16 protein-coding genes are annotated in these 18,842 nt (G+C 65.4%); 9 read left to right on the top strand and 7 right to left on the bottom strand.

Going from position 1 to position 18,842, the window contains the following annotated elements; all coding sequences use genetic code 11:
• The first annotated feature begins 28 nt into the window (after positions 1 to 28).
• Both ettA and Q0X68_RS06300 read left to right on the top strand, forming a co-directional pair.
• Positions 29 to 1,708, top strand: a complete 1,680-nt coding sequence (gene ettA / locus Q0X68_RS06295) for an energy-dependent translational throttle protein EttA (RefSeq protein WP_297749105.1) — start codon at positions 29 to 31, stop codon at positions 1,706 to 1,708.
• Positions 1,709 to 1,887: 179 nt separating this feature from the next.
• Positions 1,888 to 2,748: an endonuclease domain-containing protein gene (locus Q0X68_RS06300; RefSeq protein WP_297749108.1), complete on the top strand. Its 861-nt coding sequence runs from the start codon at positions 1,888 to 1,890 to the stop codon at positions 2,746 to 2,748.
• A gap of 73 nt (positions 2,749 to 2,821) precedes the next feature.
• On the opposite strand, the gene Q0X68_RS06305 is transcribed toward Q0X68_RS06300, so the two are convergent.
• From Q0X68_RS06305 to Q0X68_RS06320, 4 genes are all read right to left on the bottom strand, one after another.
• On the bottom strand, positions 2,822 to 3,541 hold the full coding sequence (locus Q0X68_RS06305) for a hypothetical protein (protein WP_297749111.1): 720 nt from the start codon (positions 3,539 to 3,541) through the stop codon (positions 2,822 to 2,824).
• Position 3,542: 1 nt separating this feature from the next.
• Positions 3,543 to 3,887 carry a PadR family transcriptional regulator gene (locus tag Q0X68_RS06310; RefSeq protein WP_297749114.1) on the bottom strand — a complete coding sequence of 115 codons (345 nt, stop codon included), beginning with the start codon at positions 3,885 to 3,887 and terminating at the stop codon, positions 3,543 to 3,545.
• A gap of 97 nt (positions 3,888 to 3,984) precedes the next feature.
• Positions 3,985 to 6,732, bottom strand: coding sequence for an FAD-binding and (Fe-S)-binding domain-containing protein (locus Q0X68_RS06315; RefSeq protein ID WP_297749117.1), 2,748 nt, complete (start codon positions 6,730 to 6,732; stop codon positions 3,985 to 3,987).
• An 11-nt stretch (positions 6,733 to 6,743) separates the two neighbouring features.
• Positions 6,744 to 7,217, bottom strand: coding sequence for a MarR family winged helix-turn-helix transcriptional regulator (locus Q0X68_RS06320; protein ID WP_297749121.1), 474 nt, complete (start codon positions 7,215 to 7,217; stop codon positions 6,744 to 6,746).
• A 93-nt stretch (positions 7,218 to 7,310) separates the two neighbouring features.
• Between Q0X68_RS06320 and Q0X68_RS06325 the strand changes: the two genes are divergently transcribed.
• The 4 genes from Q0X68_RS06325 to Q0X68_RS06340 all read left to right on the top strand — a co-directional run bounded on the left by Q0X68_RS06325 (position 7,311) and on the right by Q0X68_RS06340 (position 11,877).
• On the top strand, positions 7,311 to 9,164 hold the full coding sequence (locus Q0X68_RS06325; protein ID WP_297749124.1) for a long-chain fatty acid--CoA ligase: 1,854 nt from the start codon (positions 7,311 to 7,313) through the stop codon (positions 9,162 to 9,164).
• A gap of 2 nt (positions 9,165 to 9,166) precedes the next feature.
• Positions 9,167 to 9,994, top strand: a complete 828-nt coding sequence (locus tag Q0X68_RS06330; protein WP_297749127.1) for a thioesterase family protein — start codon at positions 9,167 to 9,169, stop codon at positions 9,992 to 9,994.
• A gap of 153 nt (positions 9,995 to 10,147) precedes the next feature.
• A complete protein-coding gene (locus tag Q0X68_RS06335; protein ID WP_297749129.1) occupies positions 10,148 to 11,095 on the top strand; it encodes an Abi family protein in 948 nt (315 codons plus the stop codon).
• Positions 11,096 to 11,172: 77 nt separating this feature from the next.
• Positions 11,173 to 11,877: an NAD-dependent deacylase gene (locus Q0X68_RS06340; RefSeq protein WP_297749132.1), complete on the top strand. Its 705-nt coding sequence runs from the start codon at positions 11,173 to 11,175 to the stop codon at positions 11,875 to 11,877.
• A 4-nt stretch (positions 11,878 to 11,881) separates the two neighbouring features.
• Here Q0X68_RS06340 and Q0X68_RS06345 read toward each other — a convergent pair whose 3' ends face one another.
• Entirely contained in the window at positions 11,882 to 12,568 is a 687-nt protein-coding gene (locus Q0X68_RS06345) for an exonuclease domain-containing protein (protein WP_297749135.1), read from the bottom strand.
• 1 nt (position 12,569) lies between these two features.
• A complete protein-coding gene (locus tag Q0X68_RS06350; RefSeq protein ID WP_297749138.1) occupies positions 12,570 to 14,417 on the bottom strand; it encodes a putative nucleotidyltransferase substrate binding domain-containing protein in 1,848 nt (615 codons plus the stop codon).
• 35 nt (positions 14,418 to 14,452) lie between these two features.
• Between Q0X68_RS06350 and Q0X68_RS06355 the strand changes: the two genes are divergently transcribed.
• Positions 14,453 to 14,701: a hypothetical protein gene (locus Q0X68_RS06355; RefSeq protein WP_297749141.1), complete on the top strand. Its 249-nt coding sequence runs from the start codon at positions 14,453 to 14,455 to the stop codon at positions 14,699 to 14,701.
• 54 nt (positions 14,702 to 14,755) lie between these two features.
• Here Q0X68_RS06355 and pepN read toward each other — a convergent pair whose 3' ends face one another.
• The gene (gene pepN, locus Q0X68_RS06360; protein ID WP_297749144.1) at positions 14,756 to 17,308 is read right to left on the bottom strand and encodes an aminopeptidase N; all 2,553 of its coding nucleotides are present in this window, start codon (positions 17,306 to 17,308) and stop codon (positions 14,756 to 14,758) included.
• 51 nt (positions 17,309 to 17,359) lie between these two features.
• Between pepN and Q0X68_RS06365 the strand changes: the two genes are divergently transcribed.
• Positions 17,360 to 17,800 carry a ribose-5-phosphate isomerase gene (locus Q0X68_RS06365; protein ID WP_297749147.1) on the top strand — a complete coding sequence of 147 codons (441 nt, stop codon included), beginning with the start codon at positions 17,360 to 17,362 and terminating at the stop codon, positions 17,798 to 17,800.
• 94 nt (positions 17,801 to 17,894) lie between these two features.
• Positions 17,895 to 18,716, top strand: coding sequence for an Fpg/Nei family DNA glycosylase (locus tag Q0X68_RS06370; RefSeq protein ID WP_297749148.1), 822 nt, complete (start codon positions 17,895 to 17,897; stop codon positions 18,714 to 18,716).
• Positions 18,717 to 18,842: the final 126 nt, after the last annotated feature.

Raw genomic sequence — 18,842 nt, forward strand, 5'->3', positions numbered from 1 at the left:
CCTCCAACGTCTTCCAGAAGGGATCCCCGTGGCTGAGTTCATCTACACGATGCACAACGTCCGCAAAACGGTCGGTGAGAAGGTCATCCTCGACAACGTGACGCTGTCATTCTTCCCCGGCGCCAAGATCGGCGTCGTCGGGCCCAACGGCGCCGGCAAGTCGACGATGCTCAAACTCATGGCTGGTCTCGACAAGCCCAACAACGGCGAAGCCATGCTGCAGAAGGGCGCCACCGTCGGCATTCTCCTGCAGGAACCACCCCTGAATGAAGAGAAGAACGTCATCGAGAACATCGAGGAGGCCGTCGCCGATACGAAGGCGAAGCTGCGCCGCTTCGACGAGGTCTCCGCCGAGATGGCAGACCCCGACGCCGACTTCGATGCGCTCATGGCCGAGATGGGGGAGTTGCAGACTCAGCTCGACCACCTGGGTGCCTGGGATCTCGACTCCCAGCTCGAGCAGGCGATGAACGCGCTGCAGTGCCCGCCGCCGGATGCCGACGTCACCAAGCTCTCCGGTGGTGAGCGGCGCCGCGTCGCGCTGTGCAAGCTGCTGCTCGAACAGCCCGACCTCCTGCTGCTTGACGAGCCCACCAACCACCTCGACGCGGAATCCGTCGACTGGCTGGAAGGCCACCTCAAGACGTACCCGGGCGCCGTGCTCGCCGTCACCCACGACCGCTACTTCCTCGACAACGTCGCGGAATGGATTTGCGAAGTCGACCGCGGGCGCCTGCACCCTTACGAAGGCAACTACTCCACCTACCTGGAGACGAAGCGTCAGCGTCTGCAGATCGAGGGCAAGAAGGACGCCAAGCGGGCCAAGATCCTCGAGAAGGAGCTCGAGTGGGTGCGCTCGAACCCGAAGGCGCGTCAGGCGAAGAACCGGGCGCGTCTCGCTCGCTACGAAGAGCTGGCAGCGGAGGCCGAGAAGCGTCGCAGCGTTGACCTCGCCGAGATCAACATCCCGCCGGGCCCACGCCTGGGTTCGGTGGTGCTCGAGGCCAACAACCTCACCAAGGGATTCGGTGACCGCGTCCTCATCGATAACCTCTCGTTCTCACTGCCGCGCGCGGGCATCGTCGGCATTATCGGCCCAAACGGTGTGGGTAAGTCCACGCTGTTCAAGACCATCACTGGCCAGTACGAGCCCGACAGCGGCTCCCTCAAGGTTGGCGAGACGGTGCAGTTCAGCTACGTCGACCAGACCCGCGAGGGCCTCGACGACAAGAAGAACGTGTGGGAAGTGGTCTCCGACGGGCTCGACTACATCAAGGTGGCCAACTTTGAGATGCCCTCGCGCGCGTACGTCGCGTCGTTCGGATTCAAGGGGCCCGACCAGCAGAAGATGTCGGGCGTGCTCTCCGGCGGTGAACGCAACCGTCTGAACCTCGCGCTCACGCTGAAGCAGGGCGGCAACGTGCTGCTGCTTGACGAGCCCACCAACGACCTCGACGTCGAAACCCTGCAGTCGCTCGAAGACGCGCTGCTCGAGTTCCCCGGCTGCGCCGTCGTGATTTCCCACGACCGCTGGTTCCTCGACCGCGTCGCCACCCACATCCTCGCGTGGGAGGGCACCGACGAGAACCCCGCCAAGTGGTTCTGGTTCGAGGGTAACTTCGCCGACTACGAGGCCAACAAGACCGAGCGCCTCGGCCCCGAAGCTAACCGCCCGAAGTCGACCGCGCACCGCAAACTCATGCGCTGACCCGGCGCCCAAACTTCACAATCCGTACGCAGCTTGAGGTAACCCCCTGATTTCGGGGGTGAGAACCCATCTGCGTACGGATTTTGAAGTTTTTCGGGCGTGTAACCCTCCCGCAGGAGTTTTCCACAGGTGGCGATGAGGGTCTTCCCTTGCGTTCCATCTTGGGGTGAGGTGGTGCCATGCACCCCGAACTCCAGCGACTGCTCGCGGCCGACGGCGCCGTCTCTCGCCGCGAGCACCCCGAGCTCGCCAATGCCATCCGCCATGCGCTGCGCACCGGCGCGCTGATTGCGCTGTTGCCGGGCACCTACTCCTTCGAGCGGTCGTTCGAGACTCTCGTCGCGGCAGTGAAGCCCTGGGATCCCGACGCGGTGTTCACCGGCGCCACCGCTGCGAAGCTGAGCTGGTGGCCAGAACTCGAGGTTCGGGAGGTGACGGCAGTGGTGCGGCGCGCGAGCGAGCGTGCGGTTCCGGGTTTGCGGCTGAGTCGCGGAGACATAGACCCCGACCTCGTATTCGAGCAGTACGGTTACCGGCTCGTGCATCCTGCCTGGTGCGCACTGGAGCTCACCGACACGCTGGGCGGCGAGGCCATCGACCAGGCGCTGCGTCGACGTGCGACCAGCCTGAAGGCGATGCGCTGGGCCATTGGGGTGATGGCCAGGCGAGCGGGCAACGTCGAACGGCGACGGTTACTGCTGGAGTCCCGAGACCAGCCGTGGTCCGAGCTAGAGCGCGACGGCCACCGGATGTTGCGTCGAGCCCGAATCAAAGGGTGGAAGGGCAACCAACGGATTGTGCTGCCCGATGGCACGGTCCGCTACTCCGACATCGCATTTCGTGGGCTGAAGCTCGCGGTGGAGCTGGATTCGTGGGAACACCACAAGTCGTACGAAGCGTTCGTCGACGATCGACGCAAGGACGTCGAGCTCATCTTGCAGGGCTGGACGGTGCTGCGTTTCACCCATGCGACGCTGCCCGACCTGGTGCCGACGATCCAGGCACTGCTCCAGAAACTTCACAATCCGTACGCAGCTTGAGGTAACCCCCCTGATTTCGGGGGTGAAGAACCATCTGCGTACGGATTTTGAAGTTTTCGGCCTGGTCAAGGCGTCAGAACGCGAGCTGGATGGCCGCGAGGATGGCGGTCATGACGGGCACTATGAGACTGGGTGCCATGACGCCCAGCAGGTTGGCAGGCTTGGCGATCTCGTTGGGGCGGACGATGGGATCGGTGTCGACGCCGCGCACCGCGCGCTCGATGCCGAGTATCACCCCGATGGCCAGCAAGGCGATCCCAACGCCCAGGACCCACCACCCGGAGACGGTCGCGAGCGTCCCAGGGGTGAAGCAGGCTCCGATGCACGCCGCGAAGAACGCTGCAGCGCAAGCAGCTCCGACGACCGGCCGGCTGGTTGCCATGCGCAGGATGGGTGTCGGCCACGTGGCCAACGCCACGTATCCGGCGACCAGTAGTGCTGTCATGACGAGCAATCCGACGGTGAGCGGCACCCCGTCGCCGTCCCGCAGCGGCCACACCGCCTGCAGCACAGCGAGCATGCCGAAGACCTGTAGCGCGGGCGGGAGAATCACCTTGGCGAAGCCGGTTCCGGCTGCCGCGTCGACGGGGAGATGGTGCGCGTAGTCCTTCGGGTCTCCGAACGCCTCCTCAGCGCTCTGTCCGGAATCGACGACGTGCGCGTCCACCTCTGCCAGCGCGTCGCCGATGACGGTTCCGAGCACGCCGCGCAGGCGCGCCTCGAGGATGAACGCCTCGCTCCAGGCGGGGTCGATGTGCGGAGCCAGACGCTGCTCGAAGGAGTGATCAGCCATGTCAGTGGTCCTTTCCGATGGGGGAGACGTGGTTGGTGACGGCAGCGGAGAAGCGCCGCCAGACGTCGGCGAGCTCATTTCGTCGCGTGCGGCCCAGCTCGTTGAGCTCGTAGAACTTGCGCCCGGGCCCGCCCTCACCCGGGCGCCATTCGACGACGACCAGCCCGCCCTGCTCGAGGCGCTTGAGCAGCGGGTACAGCGTCCCGCCCTTGACCTCGCCCAGCCCGGCGTCGGCCAACTTCGAGGCGATGTCGTAGCCGTAGGTGGGGCCGTCGCCGATGATGCGCAGCACGCACAGCTCGAGGATGCCGCGCTGCCAGTCGGCTGGCCACTCGTTCGTTTCCATAACTAGAGTGTAACACTATCTAGATAGATAGCCAATCTAGATGGGCGGCTGTTGGCCCTCAAGGCGGAGTTTGTCTGTCGCGCGGCTCGCCGGCGCTTCAGTGCGTGGCGAGTAATTCAGCCAGGGACATGGAGCTGCGGTTCGACAGGGAGCGCATCTGGGTCTGGCAGGAGAATCCATCGGCGAGGACGATCGCGTCGGGGTTGTGCTCGAGCGCGGGCTGCAGGTTCGACTCGTACACCTTCACGCTCACTTCGTGGTGCCCGCGCTCGACGCCGAAGTTGCCGGCCAGCCCGCAGCACCCGCCGACGACAACCAGCTCTGCGCCCGTCGCATCCAGCAGCTTGCGGTCTTCGCGCCAACCGATCACCGATGCATGGTGGCAATGCGGCTGCGCGACGATCGTATGGCCGGAGAGGTCCGGGGGAGTGAAGTCAGGATCCTCGGCGAGGAACTCCGCCAGCGTCCGCACCTTGCCCCGAAGCGCTGCCACATTCTCGTCATCCGGCAACAGATCAGACGCATCCCCGCGCCACACCGCCGTGCAGCTCGGCTCCACGCCGATGATGGGGATGCCATCCGCGACGAACGGCGCCAGCACCGCGGCCGCCTTCCGCAGCTGCGTGCGAGCGCCGTCGAGTTGCCCGGTGGAGATCCAGGTGAGCCCGCAACACGCGGTGCGGTCGAGCACGGTCGGCTCGTAGCCCAGTCGGCTCAGCACCTGCACCAACGCGGCGAAGGTGTTCGACTCGAAGCAGTTGGTGAACGAATCCACCCACAGCAGCACCCGCCCCTTGTCAGTAGGTGTTTCCGGCGACGAGGCCTCTTGCAGCGCCGACGTGGCGCGCCGCTTCGCGAACCGCGGAATCTGCCGCCGCCCGTCCACGCCCGCGGCCCACTTCAGCGCGTTCCCCACGACGGGTGCCGCGCCGACGGCGTTCACCACACGCCCCAGGCCGGGCACCGACGTGATCAGCCGCCCCCACCGCGGCAGCCAGCCCAGCGCGTAGTGATTGCGCGGACGGAGCCTGCCCTTGTACCGCTCGTGCGTGACGCGCGCCTTGTAGGCCGCCATGTCGATGCCGGTCGGGCAGTCGCGTGCGCAACCCTTGCATGACAAGCATAAATCCAGTGCCTCGGCGACCTCGGGAGAGCGCCAACCCTGCGTAATGATCGACCCGTTCACCATCTCCTGCAGCACCCGCGCGCGACCCCGCGTCGAGTCTTTCTGCTCGCGCGTGGCGTGGAAGCTCGGGCACATCACCCCGCCCGACGGCGCATTGTCGGCGAGGCACTTCCCGACGCCTGTGCATTGGTGCACCTGCCGCACGAAGTCCGGGTCGCTCAGGTTCAGAGGCGACGAAGCCGCCGCCACCATGCGAGCGTCGGCCTCCACGGGGAGCGGGTCGACGAGGATGCCTGGGTTCAGCAGATTCTGCGGATCAAACAGATGCTTGACCTGCGCAAACAGCTCGAGCGCCTCGTCGGAGTACATGTACTTCAGCAGCGCGGAACGCGCCCGCCCGTCGCCATGCTCGCCGCTCATCGACCCACCGAACCCCGCGACGATCTGCGCGGCCTCTTCGACGAACGCCCGGTAGCGCTCCGGACCGTCGGGCTCGTCGAGCGGGAAATCAATGCGGCAGTGCACACATCCGTCGCCGAAGTGCCCGTAGGGGAGACCCTGCAAACCGTGGCGTTCGAGGCACGCGTCGAACGCCCGCAGGTAGTCGCCAAGGTGCTCCGGCGGCACCGCCGAGTCCTCCCAACCGGGGTACGCAGGCTTCTCCAGCGACACCCCAGCCAAGCCCGCACCGTCGGCGCGAATCTGCCACAGCCGGGCAGCCTCGACGGGGTCGTCCACGATCCACCCGTCGCCGGCGCGAGCGGTGCCGAGAAGCTGCTGCGCTCGGGACCGAAGCCGGGCGGGATCGTCGTCGGTGAGTTCGAGCAGCATCCAGCCGTCGCCAGCAGGCAGCGCGCCCACGGCGTCGGGGCCGTTCTGGCGGATAACCACGTCGACAATGCGCCGGTCGAGCCCCTCACACGCGGTGGGGGAGAGCTGGAGCAGGTTGGCGATGTCGTCGCCGGCATCCGCCATGGTGGGGTAGCCGAGCGCCACCATCAGTTTGTGTGGCACGTCCGCGACGAGCTTCACCGTCGCCTTCGTGATCACTCCGAGCGTGCCCTCGGTGCCGGCGAAGAACTTCGCGACATCGAAGCGATGCTCGGGCAGCAGGTGCTCCAACGAGTAGCCAGACACCTGCCGCGTGAACCGCCCGAACTCCGTACGGATCACGCCCAAATTGGCCGCCACAAGGGCTTTGAGTTCGGGGAACTCGTCGCGGCCCAGCGTGCGCAGCTCGCCAGTGCCGTCGATGATTTCCAGTTCGACGACGTTGTCGGCCATGCGCCCGTACCCCAGCGCACGCGGCCCGCAGGCGTTGTTGCCGATCATGCCGCCGACGGTGCATCGCGACGACGTCGAGGGGTCGGGGCCGAGACGCAGCCCGTAGGGCGCGGCAGCCCGCTGCAGCTGGTCTTGTACGACGCCGGGGTCGATCACCGCAGTGCGGGCATCCGCGTCGATGGAGTGAATGCACGTCAGGTGGCGCGACACGTCGACGATCAGCCCGGTCCCGACGGCGTTGCCAGCACACGAGGTACCCGCACCGCGCACAGTGATGGGTAACTGTTCGCGGAGTGCCCAGCGCACCGTTTCAATCAGCTCTGACGTGGTGCGTGGCGTCGCCACAGCGGTGGGCTCAACTCGGTAGAGGGAACCGTCGGAGGTGTAGAGCGCACGCGTGAGCGGCGAAGAATCCAGGTTGGGCACGCACTCCATCCAACCACCTCTTACCGGTTGCCGGTGGCCTCGTCCGCGACTGTGAGGATCGCCTCCATGCACCGACCGAATGCGGCGAGATCCTCAGCAGACACGGCGTCGATGAGCACTTCGCGCACGGAGTCGACGTGGTGCGGCGCGGCCTCGCGCAGCACGTCGAAGCCCTCGTCGGTGAGCACTGCCTGGACGCCGCGCCCGTCGCTGGCGGTTGGCTCGCGGCGGACGAGGTTGCGCTTTTCCATCCTGGCGATGGTGTGGGTGAGCCGGGAGCGGGAGTGGCGGACGCTCTCGGCGAGCTCACCCATGCGCAGCGTGGTGTCAGGCGCTTCGGACAGACGAACGAGCAGCTCGTATTCTTCGAGGCTCAATCCGTACTGTCTGAGGACGTGGTCGAGGTATTCGCTGATTCTTGTCTTGGCAAGGAGCGAATTTCGCCAAATTTTTTGCTGATCTTCTGTCAACCAGCCACGCTGGGGGGTGCTCATGGAGGCCCATACTATGCGGTGGGCAGGCGCCAGAAGCAGGCCGGGGCGGGTTAATGTCCCAAGTCATCGAATGATGGTCGTATAGGCTGCCAAGTGAGCATTTCGCAGGAGGAACTGATGACCACCTACTCGGACGAATTGGAGCGCGTTTCCAAGAGCTTCGGTGACTACTTCCGCTGGCGCGTAGCGGAAAGCCCGGATTCCTTGGCATTCAGCTGCCCCGACTACACCGCGGAGGGCCCGAGCACGTGGACGAAGTTCACGTGGGCTGAGTCGCGCGTCATCGTCGACGAGCTCGCTGCCGGTTTCCTGGCGCGCGGCATCAAGCCCGAAGAGCGCATCTCCATCTGCTCGTCCACCCGCCTCGAGTGGATCTTCATCGACCTCGCCATTGCCTGCTCGGCGGCTGCTACGACGACGATCTACCCCAACACGGGCGACGACGAGATGCAGTACATCATCACCGACTCCGATTCGAAGATCCTCGTCGCTGAGAACGCCACGCACCTCGAGAAGGTGCTGCACGACGACGCCATCACCGAGCAGGTGCACACCGTCGTGATGTTCGACACCGAGGGCGTCACCCTCGACGACCGCATCATTAGCTACGCCCAGCTGCGCGAAGCCGGCCGCAAGCTGCTCGCCGAGCAGCCCGCCGCCGTCGACGATGTGCTGGCCACCGTGCAGATCGACGACCTCTCCACACTGATCTACACCTCCGGTACGACGGGGCGCCCCAAGGGCGTACGGCTGCCGCACCGCTGCTGGATGGCGGAGGCCGTCGGCTCCATGGAGCGGCATCTGCTGCCGCACGACACCACCATGTACTTGTGGCTCCCGCTCAGCCATGTCTTCGGCAAGACGCTGCTGGCATGTTCCATGGCCTACAACATTCACAACGCCGTCGACGGGCGGATCGACCGGATCGTCGACGGGCTGCAGGAAACCAAGCCCGACGTGATGTGCGGCGTGCCGCGCATCTTCGAGAAGGTGCGCGCCGCGGTGATCACCGGCAAGGGCATCAAAGGTCGGATTTCCCACTGGGCCTTCGCCGTCGGCCGCGACGCCATGGCCGCGCGTGAGAAGGGCGAGCTGAAGGGCCTGCTGAAGTGGAAGCATGCGCTGGCTGACAAGCTGGTGTACTCCAAGTTGAAGGAGCGCCTGGGCGGCAACATTCGCTACATGATCTCGGGTTCCGCGAAGCTGAACCCGCAGGTGCAGACTTGGTTTGAGTCTGCCGGCATCCGCATCATCGAGGGGTACGGGTCGACGGAAACCTCCGCCATCGCCACCGTGGATGACCCAGATAATCCGCGACTAGGCACCGTCGGGCTGCCCCTGCCGCGCGTGGAGACGAGGCTTGCTGAGGACGGCGAGCTCCTGTTGCGCGGCCCGTCGCTGTTCGACGGCTACCACAACCTCCCCGAGAAGACCACCGAGGTGCTCGAGGCCGACGGTTGGTACCACACCGGCGATATCGCGGAGATCGACGAAACTGGGCGCGTGCGCATCACCGATCGCAAGAAGGATCTCTTCAAGACCTCCGGCGGTAAGTACGTCGCGCCGCAGAAGGTTGAGGCGGCGATCACGACGAACATCCCGTACGTGTCGCAGGCCATCGCGGTGGGTGAGGGGCGCAAGTACGTGTCGGCGCTCGTCGTCATGGAGCCTGCCCTGCTGCGCGCCTGGGCGGAGAAGCGCGGCATGGGCGAGCTGAGCTACGCGGAGCTCACCCAGCGTCCCGAGATTTATGGGTCGGTGGAGAAGCAGATGGCGAAGGCCAACGCGCGCCTGGAGCACTGGGAGACGGTGAAGAAGTTCGCCATCCTCGACCACGAGCTCACCGTTGAAAACGGTGGCACGACGGCGAACATGAAGATCCGACGAGGCATCGTCGCGCAGGAGTACCAGGACATCGTCGACGGGCTATACCCGAAGGAAGACTGAGCGTGCACGCGCCCATCCAGCTGCGCTGGTCGGACATGGATGCGCAGCGCCACGTGAACAACGCGCGCATCGCCGACTACCTGCAGGAGGCGCGCGTGCACCTGCTGCGCGACTCCGGCATCCTCGAGCAGGGCGTCGTGGTCGTGGGGCAGCAGGTGATGTTCCGACGGTCAGTTGAGTACTCGCCCGAGCCGCTCGATGTCGAGCTCGTCATCACCGACGTCGGCGCGGCACGCGTGCAGATTGGCTACGTACTTCGGCAATTCGACGAAGTGGTCGCCGAGGCGCGCACGGTGCTGGCGCCGTTTGATTTCGATGCGCAGCGCCCCGTGCGCCTCGCCCCGGACATGCGCACGTACTTCGACCGACACCGGGCCTCCTGGGATCCGTTCTCGGAACTCACAGCCCCGGCGCTCGACGGGCGGGGGATCGCGACGCTGCACCACACCAGGTGGACCGACCTCGACCGCTACGGGCACGTCAACAACATGCTCGTGTTCGAGTACTTGCAGCAGGCGCGTATCGAGGTGTCACCGCAGTGGAGCCCGACGTTGGCTCGCCCCGGCAGCGGCGAGGCCGAGTACAACTGGCTCGTCGTTCGGCAAGACGTCGACTATCTGGCTCAGATTCACCACAGCTTCGAGCCCCTCACCGTGCGCACGGCGCTCACTCATCTTGGGCGCACCTCGCTGACGTCGGCTGCTGAGGTGTGCTCGCCCGACGGAACCTTGCTGGCGCGCGGGCGGACCGTCGTGGTGTGTACGGATGCGGAGTTTCGGCCATGTGCGTTGCCGGATCGGGAGTCGCTGGAGCAGCACCTGGTGGCGTGATTCGTGCCAGGATGAGGCCATGGCACGTACCGTTTCCTCTGGTTGGGAGACACCAGTGCTAGGAGACGAGTGTGATAAAATTACTACAACCGTTCAGCCCGCCTCGACTCCGCTCGAGAGTGGGCTGGATCTCTTTCTAGGCTGGTAACTGTGGTGACCAAACCAGTAAAACAAGCAGCAACTATTCCCGAACACATTGCGCTGCTGCGCTCTCGCGGCATGGAAGTTGAGAGCGAATTGGCGCACCAATGGTTGAGCTACGTGAGCTACTACCGGCTGTCGGCGTATTGGTATCCCGCTAGGAAACTGGGCCGCTGCGGCAACCGAGATGATGAATTCAACCCCGGCACCAGATTTAGCGATGTTGTTGCGCTCTATGAAGCGGACAGGAAACTACGCACACTCGTGCACGATGGCATGGAACGTATTGAAATTGCTATGCGCACTCGCGTAGGCGAAGCTCTCATCGATGGCGATCCCCTTGCCTACGTTGATCCACGACGGTTCCGCCCCACCTTTGACCACGAACGATGGATGAGAACCATCACGAGACGCGTTGACCGCGCAGGCCGTAACAATGAGGCAATCCGGCATTATCAGGCGAAATATGACAGCCAATACCCTTTCTGGGTGCTTGCTGAAGTGCTCGACTTTGTCGATATTTCACGCCTGTATGAAGGGTTGCCGGTTGCGGACCAGCGTCGTGTTGCCGAAGAGCTGGGGATTGTCGTCGACTTGGCAGACTTATCGAAAAATCAGCAACGCAAGGTAAAGCTCCAATCACCGCTCGTACGGTGGATGGAGCAGCTTACGATTGTTCGCAACATTTGCGCACATCACGCTCGATTGTGGAATAAGTCATTTGCGCCAGCTCCCACCGCAGCGTTGCGAACACAGTCAGGTTTCACGGGGTTACCTGATGGGCAGAGCGAACAAGTGTTTGGCGTGCTCACCATGATGGCGCACCTCATTCGAGTCGCATCACCTGGGACAACTTGGCCTAGGAAAGTTGTAAATCTCGTCAGCGGGAGTTTCCTCCCCAATCCGCTCGTAGCTCCTTCCGCCTTGGGCTTACCGGAGCCCTGGGCAGGCACCTTCTAGGCCGTTAAGGCCCGTGTCGCAGGCCGCGCGGGTGCACGGGAGGACCGTCGTGGCGTGATTCATGCCAGGATGAGGCCATGGCACGTATCGTCATTCTGACGGGCGCGGGTGTCTCGGCGGAGTCGGGTATCCGCACGTTTCGCGACGCGAACGGACTCTGGGAGAACCACGACATCACCGACGTCGCCACGCCGGAGGGGTTCGAGGCCGACCCAGCGCTCGTGAACGAGTTCTACAACCAGCGCCGCCGACAACTGTGTTCCGATGAGGTGCGCCCGAATGCTGCGCACGAGGCGCTCGCTCGACTGCAGCGCGAGCTTCCCGGCGAGGTGCTCATCGTCACGCAAAACATTGATGACCTGCACGAACGCGCCGGCGCCACCGACGTCGTACACATGCACGGCGAGCTGCTCAACCAATGGTGCTTGGCGTGCGGCGAGCGCACGCGTACCCGTGACGACATCGCCGAACACACCTCGTGCCCTGCCTGCGGCGAACGGGGAAGGCTACGCCCCGACGTCGTGTGGTTTGGCGAGGCGCCCTACGAGATGGGCCGAATCAGCAACGAGCTCGAGCGCTGCACGCTCTTCGCTGCCATCGGCACCTCAGGGGAGGTGTATCCCGCCGCCGCATTCGTGCAATACGCAGTCGCAGTAGGCGCGCACACCGTCGAGTTGAACCTCGACGCATCGCGAGCCTTCAGCTACTTCCACGAAGTCCGGCGGGGGCTCGCGTCGGTGGAGGTGCCGAAGTGGGTCGACGAAGTGCTGGCCGGCAGCTGACCCCTCAGCGCAGCACCTGGCGCGCCTTCGTGAGCCCGAGCTCCGCAGTCAGCGCGAGGTAGAGCTCCGCACACGCGAGTGCATCGCCGAGTGCATGGTGAGCTTTATAGGTCGGCAGCCCGAAGCGCCGACGCAGTGCCCACAGCCGGAGCGCACCGCGCGGCACCGCCCCGTGGCGATGCAGCACGAGGTCGTGGCCGAGTTGCATCGTGTCCGCGACGGGGAACACCGGCGCGGCGCCAAACACCTGGTGACAAGCCCGGGTGATGAACTCCACCTCTACCCGGGCGTAGTGGGCGAGCAGCACCCGCCCTCGGAGCGCCGCGAGGGTGATCTCGAGCGCTTCCCGCAGGCTCATGCCGGCGGTGAGGGCGTCGTCGGTGATGCCGTGGAGCGTGGCGGAAGCACCCACCGACGACACCTCATCGGGGCATATCAGCACGTGCCGCGCCCCACCAAGAGTGATCGCGTCGCCGTCGACGGGGACAAACCCGATACTGAGGATCCGGTCGTCGGCGGGGTCCAGTCCGGTGGTTTCCAAGTCGATGGCCAGCAGCGGTAGGGTTGCCAGGGGGAGGTTCGCCGTCGGGAATGGCGCGGAGAGGAAATCGCGCACCGGGCCTTCGGGGGTGCCGGCGAGTCGCCGGCGACGTTGCGCGTCGGGGGATCTGCGGAAGAGGTTGAGCGCCATGTCACTGCATCAGGTGGGTGCGGAATTGGTAGGCGAGGGTTTGCTGCGCCTGTTTCACAACAGCGAACGCCTCACGCAGGTTGCGGCGCTCGGTGGGGGTGAGGGCGTCGGGTGCGATGAAATTGTCGGGTTGGTCGTCGCGTGTGGCCAGCTCGATGTGGCGGCGCAGGCGGAGCAGTTGCATGAAGCTGAAGGCATCGGTGAGTTCGGTGGCCTGCTCGGCGGTGAGCTGACCGGCGGCCTGGATGGCCTCGATCCGGGCCAGCGTGGTGGTGGCAGTGATCTCCTGCGACAGCGCGAGCACCCGAACCAGCTCGATCACAGCGTGAATGCCGCCCGCTTTGATGTCGAGCCGATCCGCGTGCTCGCCGGAGCGTTCCACCACGAATCCCCGGAAGAACCCCAGCGGCGGCTCGCGACGCACGGCCATCGTCGCGAGATGCCCGAGGAACCGCTGCGACGACGCCGCCTCAGGCCAGATGGCTGCCCGCAGCGCCGTATAGAGTGTCTCGTCGCCATGCGTTGGGTGCATGTCGAAGAAGATCTGCGAGTGCAGCACGGCCTCCGAGGTGGGCTGCGCCACCCAGTTCCGCATCTGCTGCTTCCACTCATCGAGCGGCATGCACCAGCGGGTTGCCATGGTGTCGCCGGGGCAACGAGGGTAGCCGCAGCGCTCCAGCCCGGCGGTGACGCGCTCGGCGAGGGCGTGGTACCAGGCGAGATCGGTGGCGCCGTTGGCGACGATGATGGCGTGATCCTGATCTGACCCCAGCGCGTTTTCCCGACGCGCCTGCGACCCGAGACTCACCCAACACCACGGATGCGGGGCAGCGCCGAGTTCATCTTCGGCGAGTTCGATCAGCCGGGTCGTTGTTGCGTCAGCGACGGTGGTCAGCACGACGGAGACCTCGTCGGCCGTTGCGCCTCTGGCAAGGAGTTGCGCTGCCAGTTTTGATCGACGGGCGCTGACGTCGGCGAGCCCATCGACGGTGCTTTGTTTGGAAATATCGCCGACGAGATAGACGGGGTTGGAGGTCTCGAGGCGCATGATGTCGCCTGCCGACACCAGCCCGAGCACCTCGCCGTCGCGGATCACGGGCAGATGGTGCACATGCTGTTGCGTCATCACCATGAGCAGCTCGAATGCCTTCGCGTCGGGTGCGACGGTGGCCGGGCGGGTGGTCATCACGTCGCCGATGGGCTGGCGAACGTCGGTGCCGGTGAGCACGACGCGGGAGCGAAGATCGCGGTCGGTGACGATGCCGCGCAGGCGCTGGTGCTCGTCGGTGAGGAGCAGAGCCGAGACGCGCGCCGAGGTCATCGTGTGCGCCGCCTCTTGGATGCTGATCGTGGGCGACGCCGTGACGGGCGGCCGGGTGATGAGATCCTTCGCGCGCAACTTCACTATGGGGGAGACGCCGGCGTGCAGGGCCTCCGTGGCGCGGCGTAGTCGGCCGCGTTGGCGCGGGGTGAAGTGCTCGGCCACCTGCTGATGGGATTGGAACAGCTCGACGAAGTGCTCGCCGGGCAGGATGAGCGCCAGGGTGTCCTCGATGGCGGTGGCGGTGTACGTCGACGGTTGCCCACCCATCACCGATAACGAGCCGAACGTATCGCCTGGGGCATTGCGGTCGATGAGGAGCCCGTCGCGGTCGGTGAGGTCGACGGCGCCGGAGCGGATCACCAACAGGCCCGGAGCCACCGCGCCAAAGGCGAGCAACACGCTGCCGCGTCGGAAGTACTGCATGCGCATGCTGCGAGCCAGCTTGGCGCGATCGGCGTCGGGGAGCGCGTCGAAGGGGGCGTGTTGGGCGAGGAAGTCGACTACCTCAAAGACTTCGATGTCCATAGACACCATGGTGGCCGAGCGGCGGCGGCGATACGGTGAGTTTCGCGGAAAATGGGGTGGTGGCGCAGTTCGACGACCGACGGTGGCACGTTGCGAGCGCTGCCTGTGCGGCGTTCTTCGGGTACGATGCAGCCATGATCCTCCTCGAAGCACTTCCTGGTTGGCCTGAAGCTGAGCCGTTGTCCGCGCTGTTCTACTGGCTGCTGCTCGTGATCGGGCCGCTGGCATTCGGAGCGCTCATCACGCTGCTCGTCTTCGCCAAAGACTGGAGCAAATCGGAGTAACGCACATAGCCCAGGGCGATGTGCTCCGGGCCATGTCGTTCAGCGTTTCGTCACTCAGCGCTTGCTGGTTTCCTGTGCTCGCAACGCGCGCCTCGCGTCGTCGAGCTGTTCCAACACCAGACGCAGCACCTGCTGCGCGGGCTGGTGCTCATCAACCCACTGCTGAATGCGGTCGATGACCTCCTGGGTGGCGACCGGCGTCGGGAACAACCACCTCACTGCGGCAGCGATGGCCGCGTAGCCGCGCTTCTCCCACGAACCAGTACGGTTCGACACCGCGTCCAACAGCTCGAGGTAGTGGTCGGTGTAATCGACGTCCTGACCGTACTGCCAGAACCCCGCACACACCTGACGGTGCGTCTCATTCGGGATGTCCGGCTCCTCCGTGGCCCGCTGCCAGGCGAGCGCCTTCTCCTCCGCGCTCGGCAGCGCAGCGCGCGCGCCGGCAGCCTGCTCGGCGCCGGCGGAGGTGTCGTCGTGCTCCGCCTTCTCGCGCTCGATGTCGTCGGCGGAAACCTTGCCGAGGCTAGCGAGCGACTTCACGATCGTCCAGCGCATCGCCGTGTCGATCTTGAGCCCTGCGGGCACCTCTTCGCCGGCAAGCCAGCCCTCGATCAGGGTGACGGCCTCGTCGGAGTTGACGCTCGCGATCAGCGCCTTCGCGAAGAGCACCTGCTTGTCAGAGCCCGGTTCGCTGTCGCGCAGCAGGCGGGCGAGGCCTGCGACGAGGTGTTGGTTGAGGTCGTCGCGCAGCTCCGGCGACGTGTACGCCGACGCGGCGGTGCGCGCCTGGTTGAGCAGCGTCGACGTGGCTGCCATGTCCGTCTCTACGGGGAGCCCTGCGAGCACCAGGTTGATGTAGTCGCGCGAGGGCAACTCACCGTCGCGAGTCATGTCCCACAGCGCGGTCCAGCTGACGGCGCGAGCAAGCGGATCGCTCAGCGGCGTGCGCAGCGCTTCGAGGGTGGCCTCGTCGAGGCGCACCTTCGCGAACGTGAGGTCGCCGTCGTTGACGAGCACCACCTCTTCGCGCGGCTTGCCGACCAGCGCCTCCACGGGGGTGCGCTCGTCGCGGACATCAACCTCGACGTACTCCTTGCGCTCATCGCCGGAGTACAGGCCGATGCCGACGCGGTGCGTGCGCAGCGTCGGCCACTGCTCGGGAGCGCTCTGCACGATCTCGAAACGCGTGAAGCGGCCCTCGTCGTCGACGTCGAAATCGGCGCGCAGCGTATTGACGCCCGACGTTTCGAGCCACTGCGAGGTGAACCAGGAGAGATCCTTGCCGGAGGCGGTTTCGAGCTCGGTGAGAAGGTCGCCCAGCACCGTATTATCGTAGGCGTGCTTCTTGAAGTACTCGCTCACGCCGGCGATGAACGCTTCCTGACCGACGAAGCTGACGAGCAACTTCAACACCGACGCACCCTTGGCATAGGTGATGCCGTCGAAGTTCTGCTCCACCTTCTCGATGTCGGAGGAATCGGAGGCGATGGGGTGCGTGGTGGGGTACTGATCCTGACGGTAGGCCCAGGCCTTGCGCTCATTGGAGAACGTCACCCACGGGTTGGCGTCGCCGCCGTGGCGCTTCTGGATTTCCACCTGCGCGAAATGCGACGCCCACTCGGCGAACGACTCGTTCAGCCACAGATCGTCCCACCACTGCATCGTGACGAGATCGCCGAACCACATGTGGGCGAGCTCGTGGAGGATAGTGTTGTCGCGCGACTCCATCTCGCGGGCCGTCACCCGCGAACGGTAGAGGTACTCGTCGCGGAACGTGATGCAGCCGGCGTTCTCCATGGCGCCGAAGTTGTACTCGGGCACGAAGATCTGGTCGTAGGTGCCGAACGCGTAGGGGACGCCGAAGGTCACCTCGAACACCTCGAACCCGCGCTGCGTGGTTTCCAGGATGCGTTCGTGGTCGAGGTACTGCGCGAGCGACTGGCGGCAGGCCACCTGTGCGGGCACCTCGCCGGCCGCCGACTGGATAGTGGAGGAGACGACGTGGTACTCGCCGGCCACCACTGCGGTGATGTAGGTAGAAAGTGGCTTCGTCGGCTCGTGCGTCCAGCGCGAGAACCCGTCGCCGATCTCCTCGGGCTGTGCCGCCGGGGCGTTGCCGAAAACCCGCCAGTGCGACGGGGCGTCGACGGTGAGCTGGAACGTCGCCTTCTGGTCGGGCTGCTCGAAGTTGGCGTAGACGCGTCGGGCGTCGGGCGCCTCGAACTGCGAGTAGAGGTAGACGCGGTTGTCGCTGGGATCGACGAAGCGGTGCAGACCCTCGCCGGAACGTGAATACCGCATGACGGAGGTGGCCTTCAGCACATGCTCACCCGCGCTGACGCTGAGCGGGAGGCGGTAGCCGTCGAAACGAGAGGTATCGACGTCCGTGCCGTCGAGCGTGGCCTGGCGCACCTCGTCGCCGATGAGGTCGACGTGGAGCTCACCGTCCTTCGAATCGAACGAGAAGGTCGTGTGGGTGATGAACTGACGCTCGGCGTCGGCGACGCCGCGCCCGGTGAGGTCGATGTGCACCTCGTAGGAACGTGCGGTGGCCAGCTCTGAGCGTGCGCGAGCCTCGTCGCGGGTGATATTGGCTGTGGACATGAAGGCCAGCCTAGTGCAGTCGGCATAGTTCGGGCATGCCATAGTTAAGCCATGCGCGTACATATTGCTACTGACCATGCTGCGTTCGAGATGAAAAACTACCTCGCCGGGCGTCTGCGAGACGCTGGGTACGAGGTGGTCGACCACGGTGCCACCACCTACGACGCTCTCGACGATTACCCCACCTTCATCATTCCCTGCGCCGAGGCGGTGGCTGCTTCCGGTGAGCTCGGCGTCGTGCTGGGCGGTTCCGGAAACGGTGAGCAGATCGCGGCTAACAAGGTGAAAGGCGTGCGCGCGGCGCTCGCGTACAGCCCCGAGATTGCCCGGCTCTCGCGTGAGCACAACAACGCCAACGTGCTGTCGATCGGCGGGCGCTTCCACGAGGAGGAAGAGGCCTGGCAGATCGTGCGAGCCTTCCTCGAAACCCCGTTCTCCCGTGACGAACGCCACCAGCGTCGCATCGACGCCGTAGGGGCGTACGAAGCCTGAGCTAACCCAATATCCACACGCGTTTGCTGAAATGGGCCGTTTGAGGCGTTTTCGCAAACGCGTGTGGATATCGGGTTGGTTGCTCGAAGTAACCATGCCTGAAGGTCACGTCATCCACCGCCTGGCGCGCGAGTTCACCGACGCGTTCGGCGGCCGCGAAGTGCGCGTCAGCTCTCCGCAGGGGCGATTCGCCGTCGAGGCCGCTGCCCTCGACGGTGCCGAACTCATCCGCGCCGAAGCAGTGGGCAAGCACCTGTTCTTGCAGTTCGACGTGCCCGGGCCGCAGTACGTACACATTCATCTGGGGCTCATCGGCAAGCTGCGGCTGCATCCCGTCGCGCCCTCGCAGGGAGTGGTGCGGCTGCGCATCTCCGACGGCACCACCGCCGCGGATCTCCACGGGCCGCAGTGGTGCCGGCTTGTGGACGAGGAACAGTATCTGGGGGTGCTGGCGTCGTCGGGCCCTGACCCCATCCGCGATGACGCGGACCCTGATGTTGGCTTTACGCGGTTGCGCCGCTCGGGGAAGTCGCTCGCGGCGCTGCTGATGGACCAGCGGATTGCGGCGGGTGTCGGGAACATTTTTCGTGCGGAAGTGCTGTTTCGCCTGGGGCTCACGCCGACGACGCTGGGGCGCGAGGTGCCTCGTCGGACGTGGGATGCGGTGTGGACAGACCTCGTGGAGTTGATGCGGGCGGCGGTGGTCGTCGGGCGGATCGATACGGTGCGGCCCGAGCATTCGCCCGAGGCTCAGGAGCGGGAGCCGCGGGTGGATGCGCATGGGGGCGAGGTGTACGTCTACCGTCGCGCCGGTCAGCCATGTCTGGTGTGCGGCACCGAGGTACGCACCCGGGTGCTCGAGGGTCGCAATCTGTACTGGTGCCCGCGCTGCCAGCGTCGCAAGACCCCTCGGTGACGCGCGCCTGCGGCGGCCCATCGCCGTTCTCTCCTGCGCCGGGCACACGTAACCTGTGCGGCTCTGTCCCGGAACAGGTGTCACCTGATTCCGCGCGGCGAGGCGTCGTCGGGAGGCAGGTGACAC

This window comes from uncultured Tessaracoccus sp., assembly GCF_947286155.1.
Classification (GTDB): domain Bacteria; phylum Actinomycetota; class Actinomycetes; order Propionibacteriales; family Propionibacteriaceae; genus Arachnia.

Bases quoted from the DNA above. Each gene is read 5' to 3' on its own strand.
- Q0X68_RS06305 (WP_297749111.1), bottom strand. From the start codon at position 3,541: ATGGCTGATCACTCCTTCGAGCAGCGTCTGGCTCCGCACATCGACCCC.
- Q0X68_RS06350 (WP_297749138.1), bottom strand. From the start codon at position 14,417: ATGGACATCGAAGTCTTTGAGGTAGTCGACTTCCTCGCCCAACACGCC.
- Q0X68_RS06320 (WP_297749121.1), bottom strand. From the start codon at position 7,217: ATGAGCACCCCCCAGCGTGGCTGGTTGACAGAAGATCAGCAAAAAATT.
- Q0X68_RS06340 (WP_297749132.1), top strand. From the start codon at position 11,173: ATGGCACGTATCGTCATTCTGACGGGCGCGGGTGTCTCGGCGGAGTCG.
- Q0X68_RS06315 (WP_297749117.1), bottom strand. From the start codon at position 6,732: ATGGAGTGCGTGCCCAACCTGGATTCTTCGCCGCTCACGCGTGCGCTC.
- Q0X68_RS06365 (WP_297749147.1), top strand. From the start codon at position 17,360: ATGCGCGTACATATTGCTACTGACCATGCTGCGTTCGAGATGAAAAAC.
- Q0X68_RS06345 (WP_297749135.1), bottom strand. From the start codon at position 12,568: ATGGCGCTCAACCTCTTCCGCAGATCCCCCGACGCGCAACGTCGCCGG.
- pepN (WP_297749144.1), bottom strand. From the start codon at position 17,308: ATGTCCACAGCCAATATCACCCGCGACGAGGCTCGCGCACGCTCAGAG.
- Q0X68_RS06370 (WP_297749148.1), top strand. From the start codon at position 17,895: ATGCCTGAAGGTCACGTCATCCACCGCCTGGCGCGCGAGTTCACCGAC.
- Q0X68_RS06300 (WP_297749108.1), top strand. From the start codon at position 1,888: ATGCACCCCGAACTCCAGCGACTGCTCGCGGCCGACGGCGCCGTCTCT.
- Q0X68_RS06310 (WP_297749114.1), bottom strand. From the start codon at position 3,887: ATGGAAACGAACGAGTGGCCAGCCGACTGGCAGCGCGGCATCCTCGAG.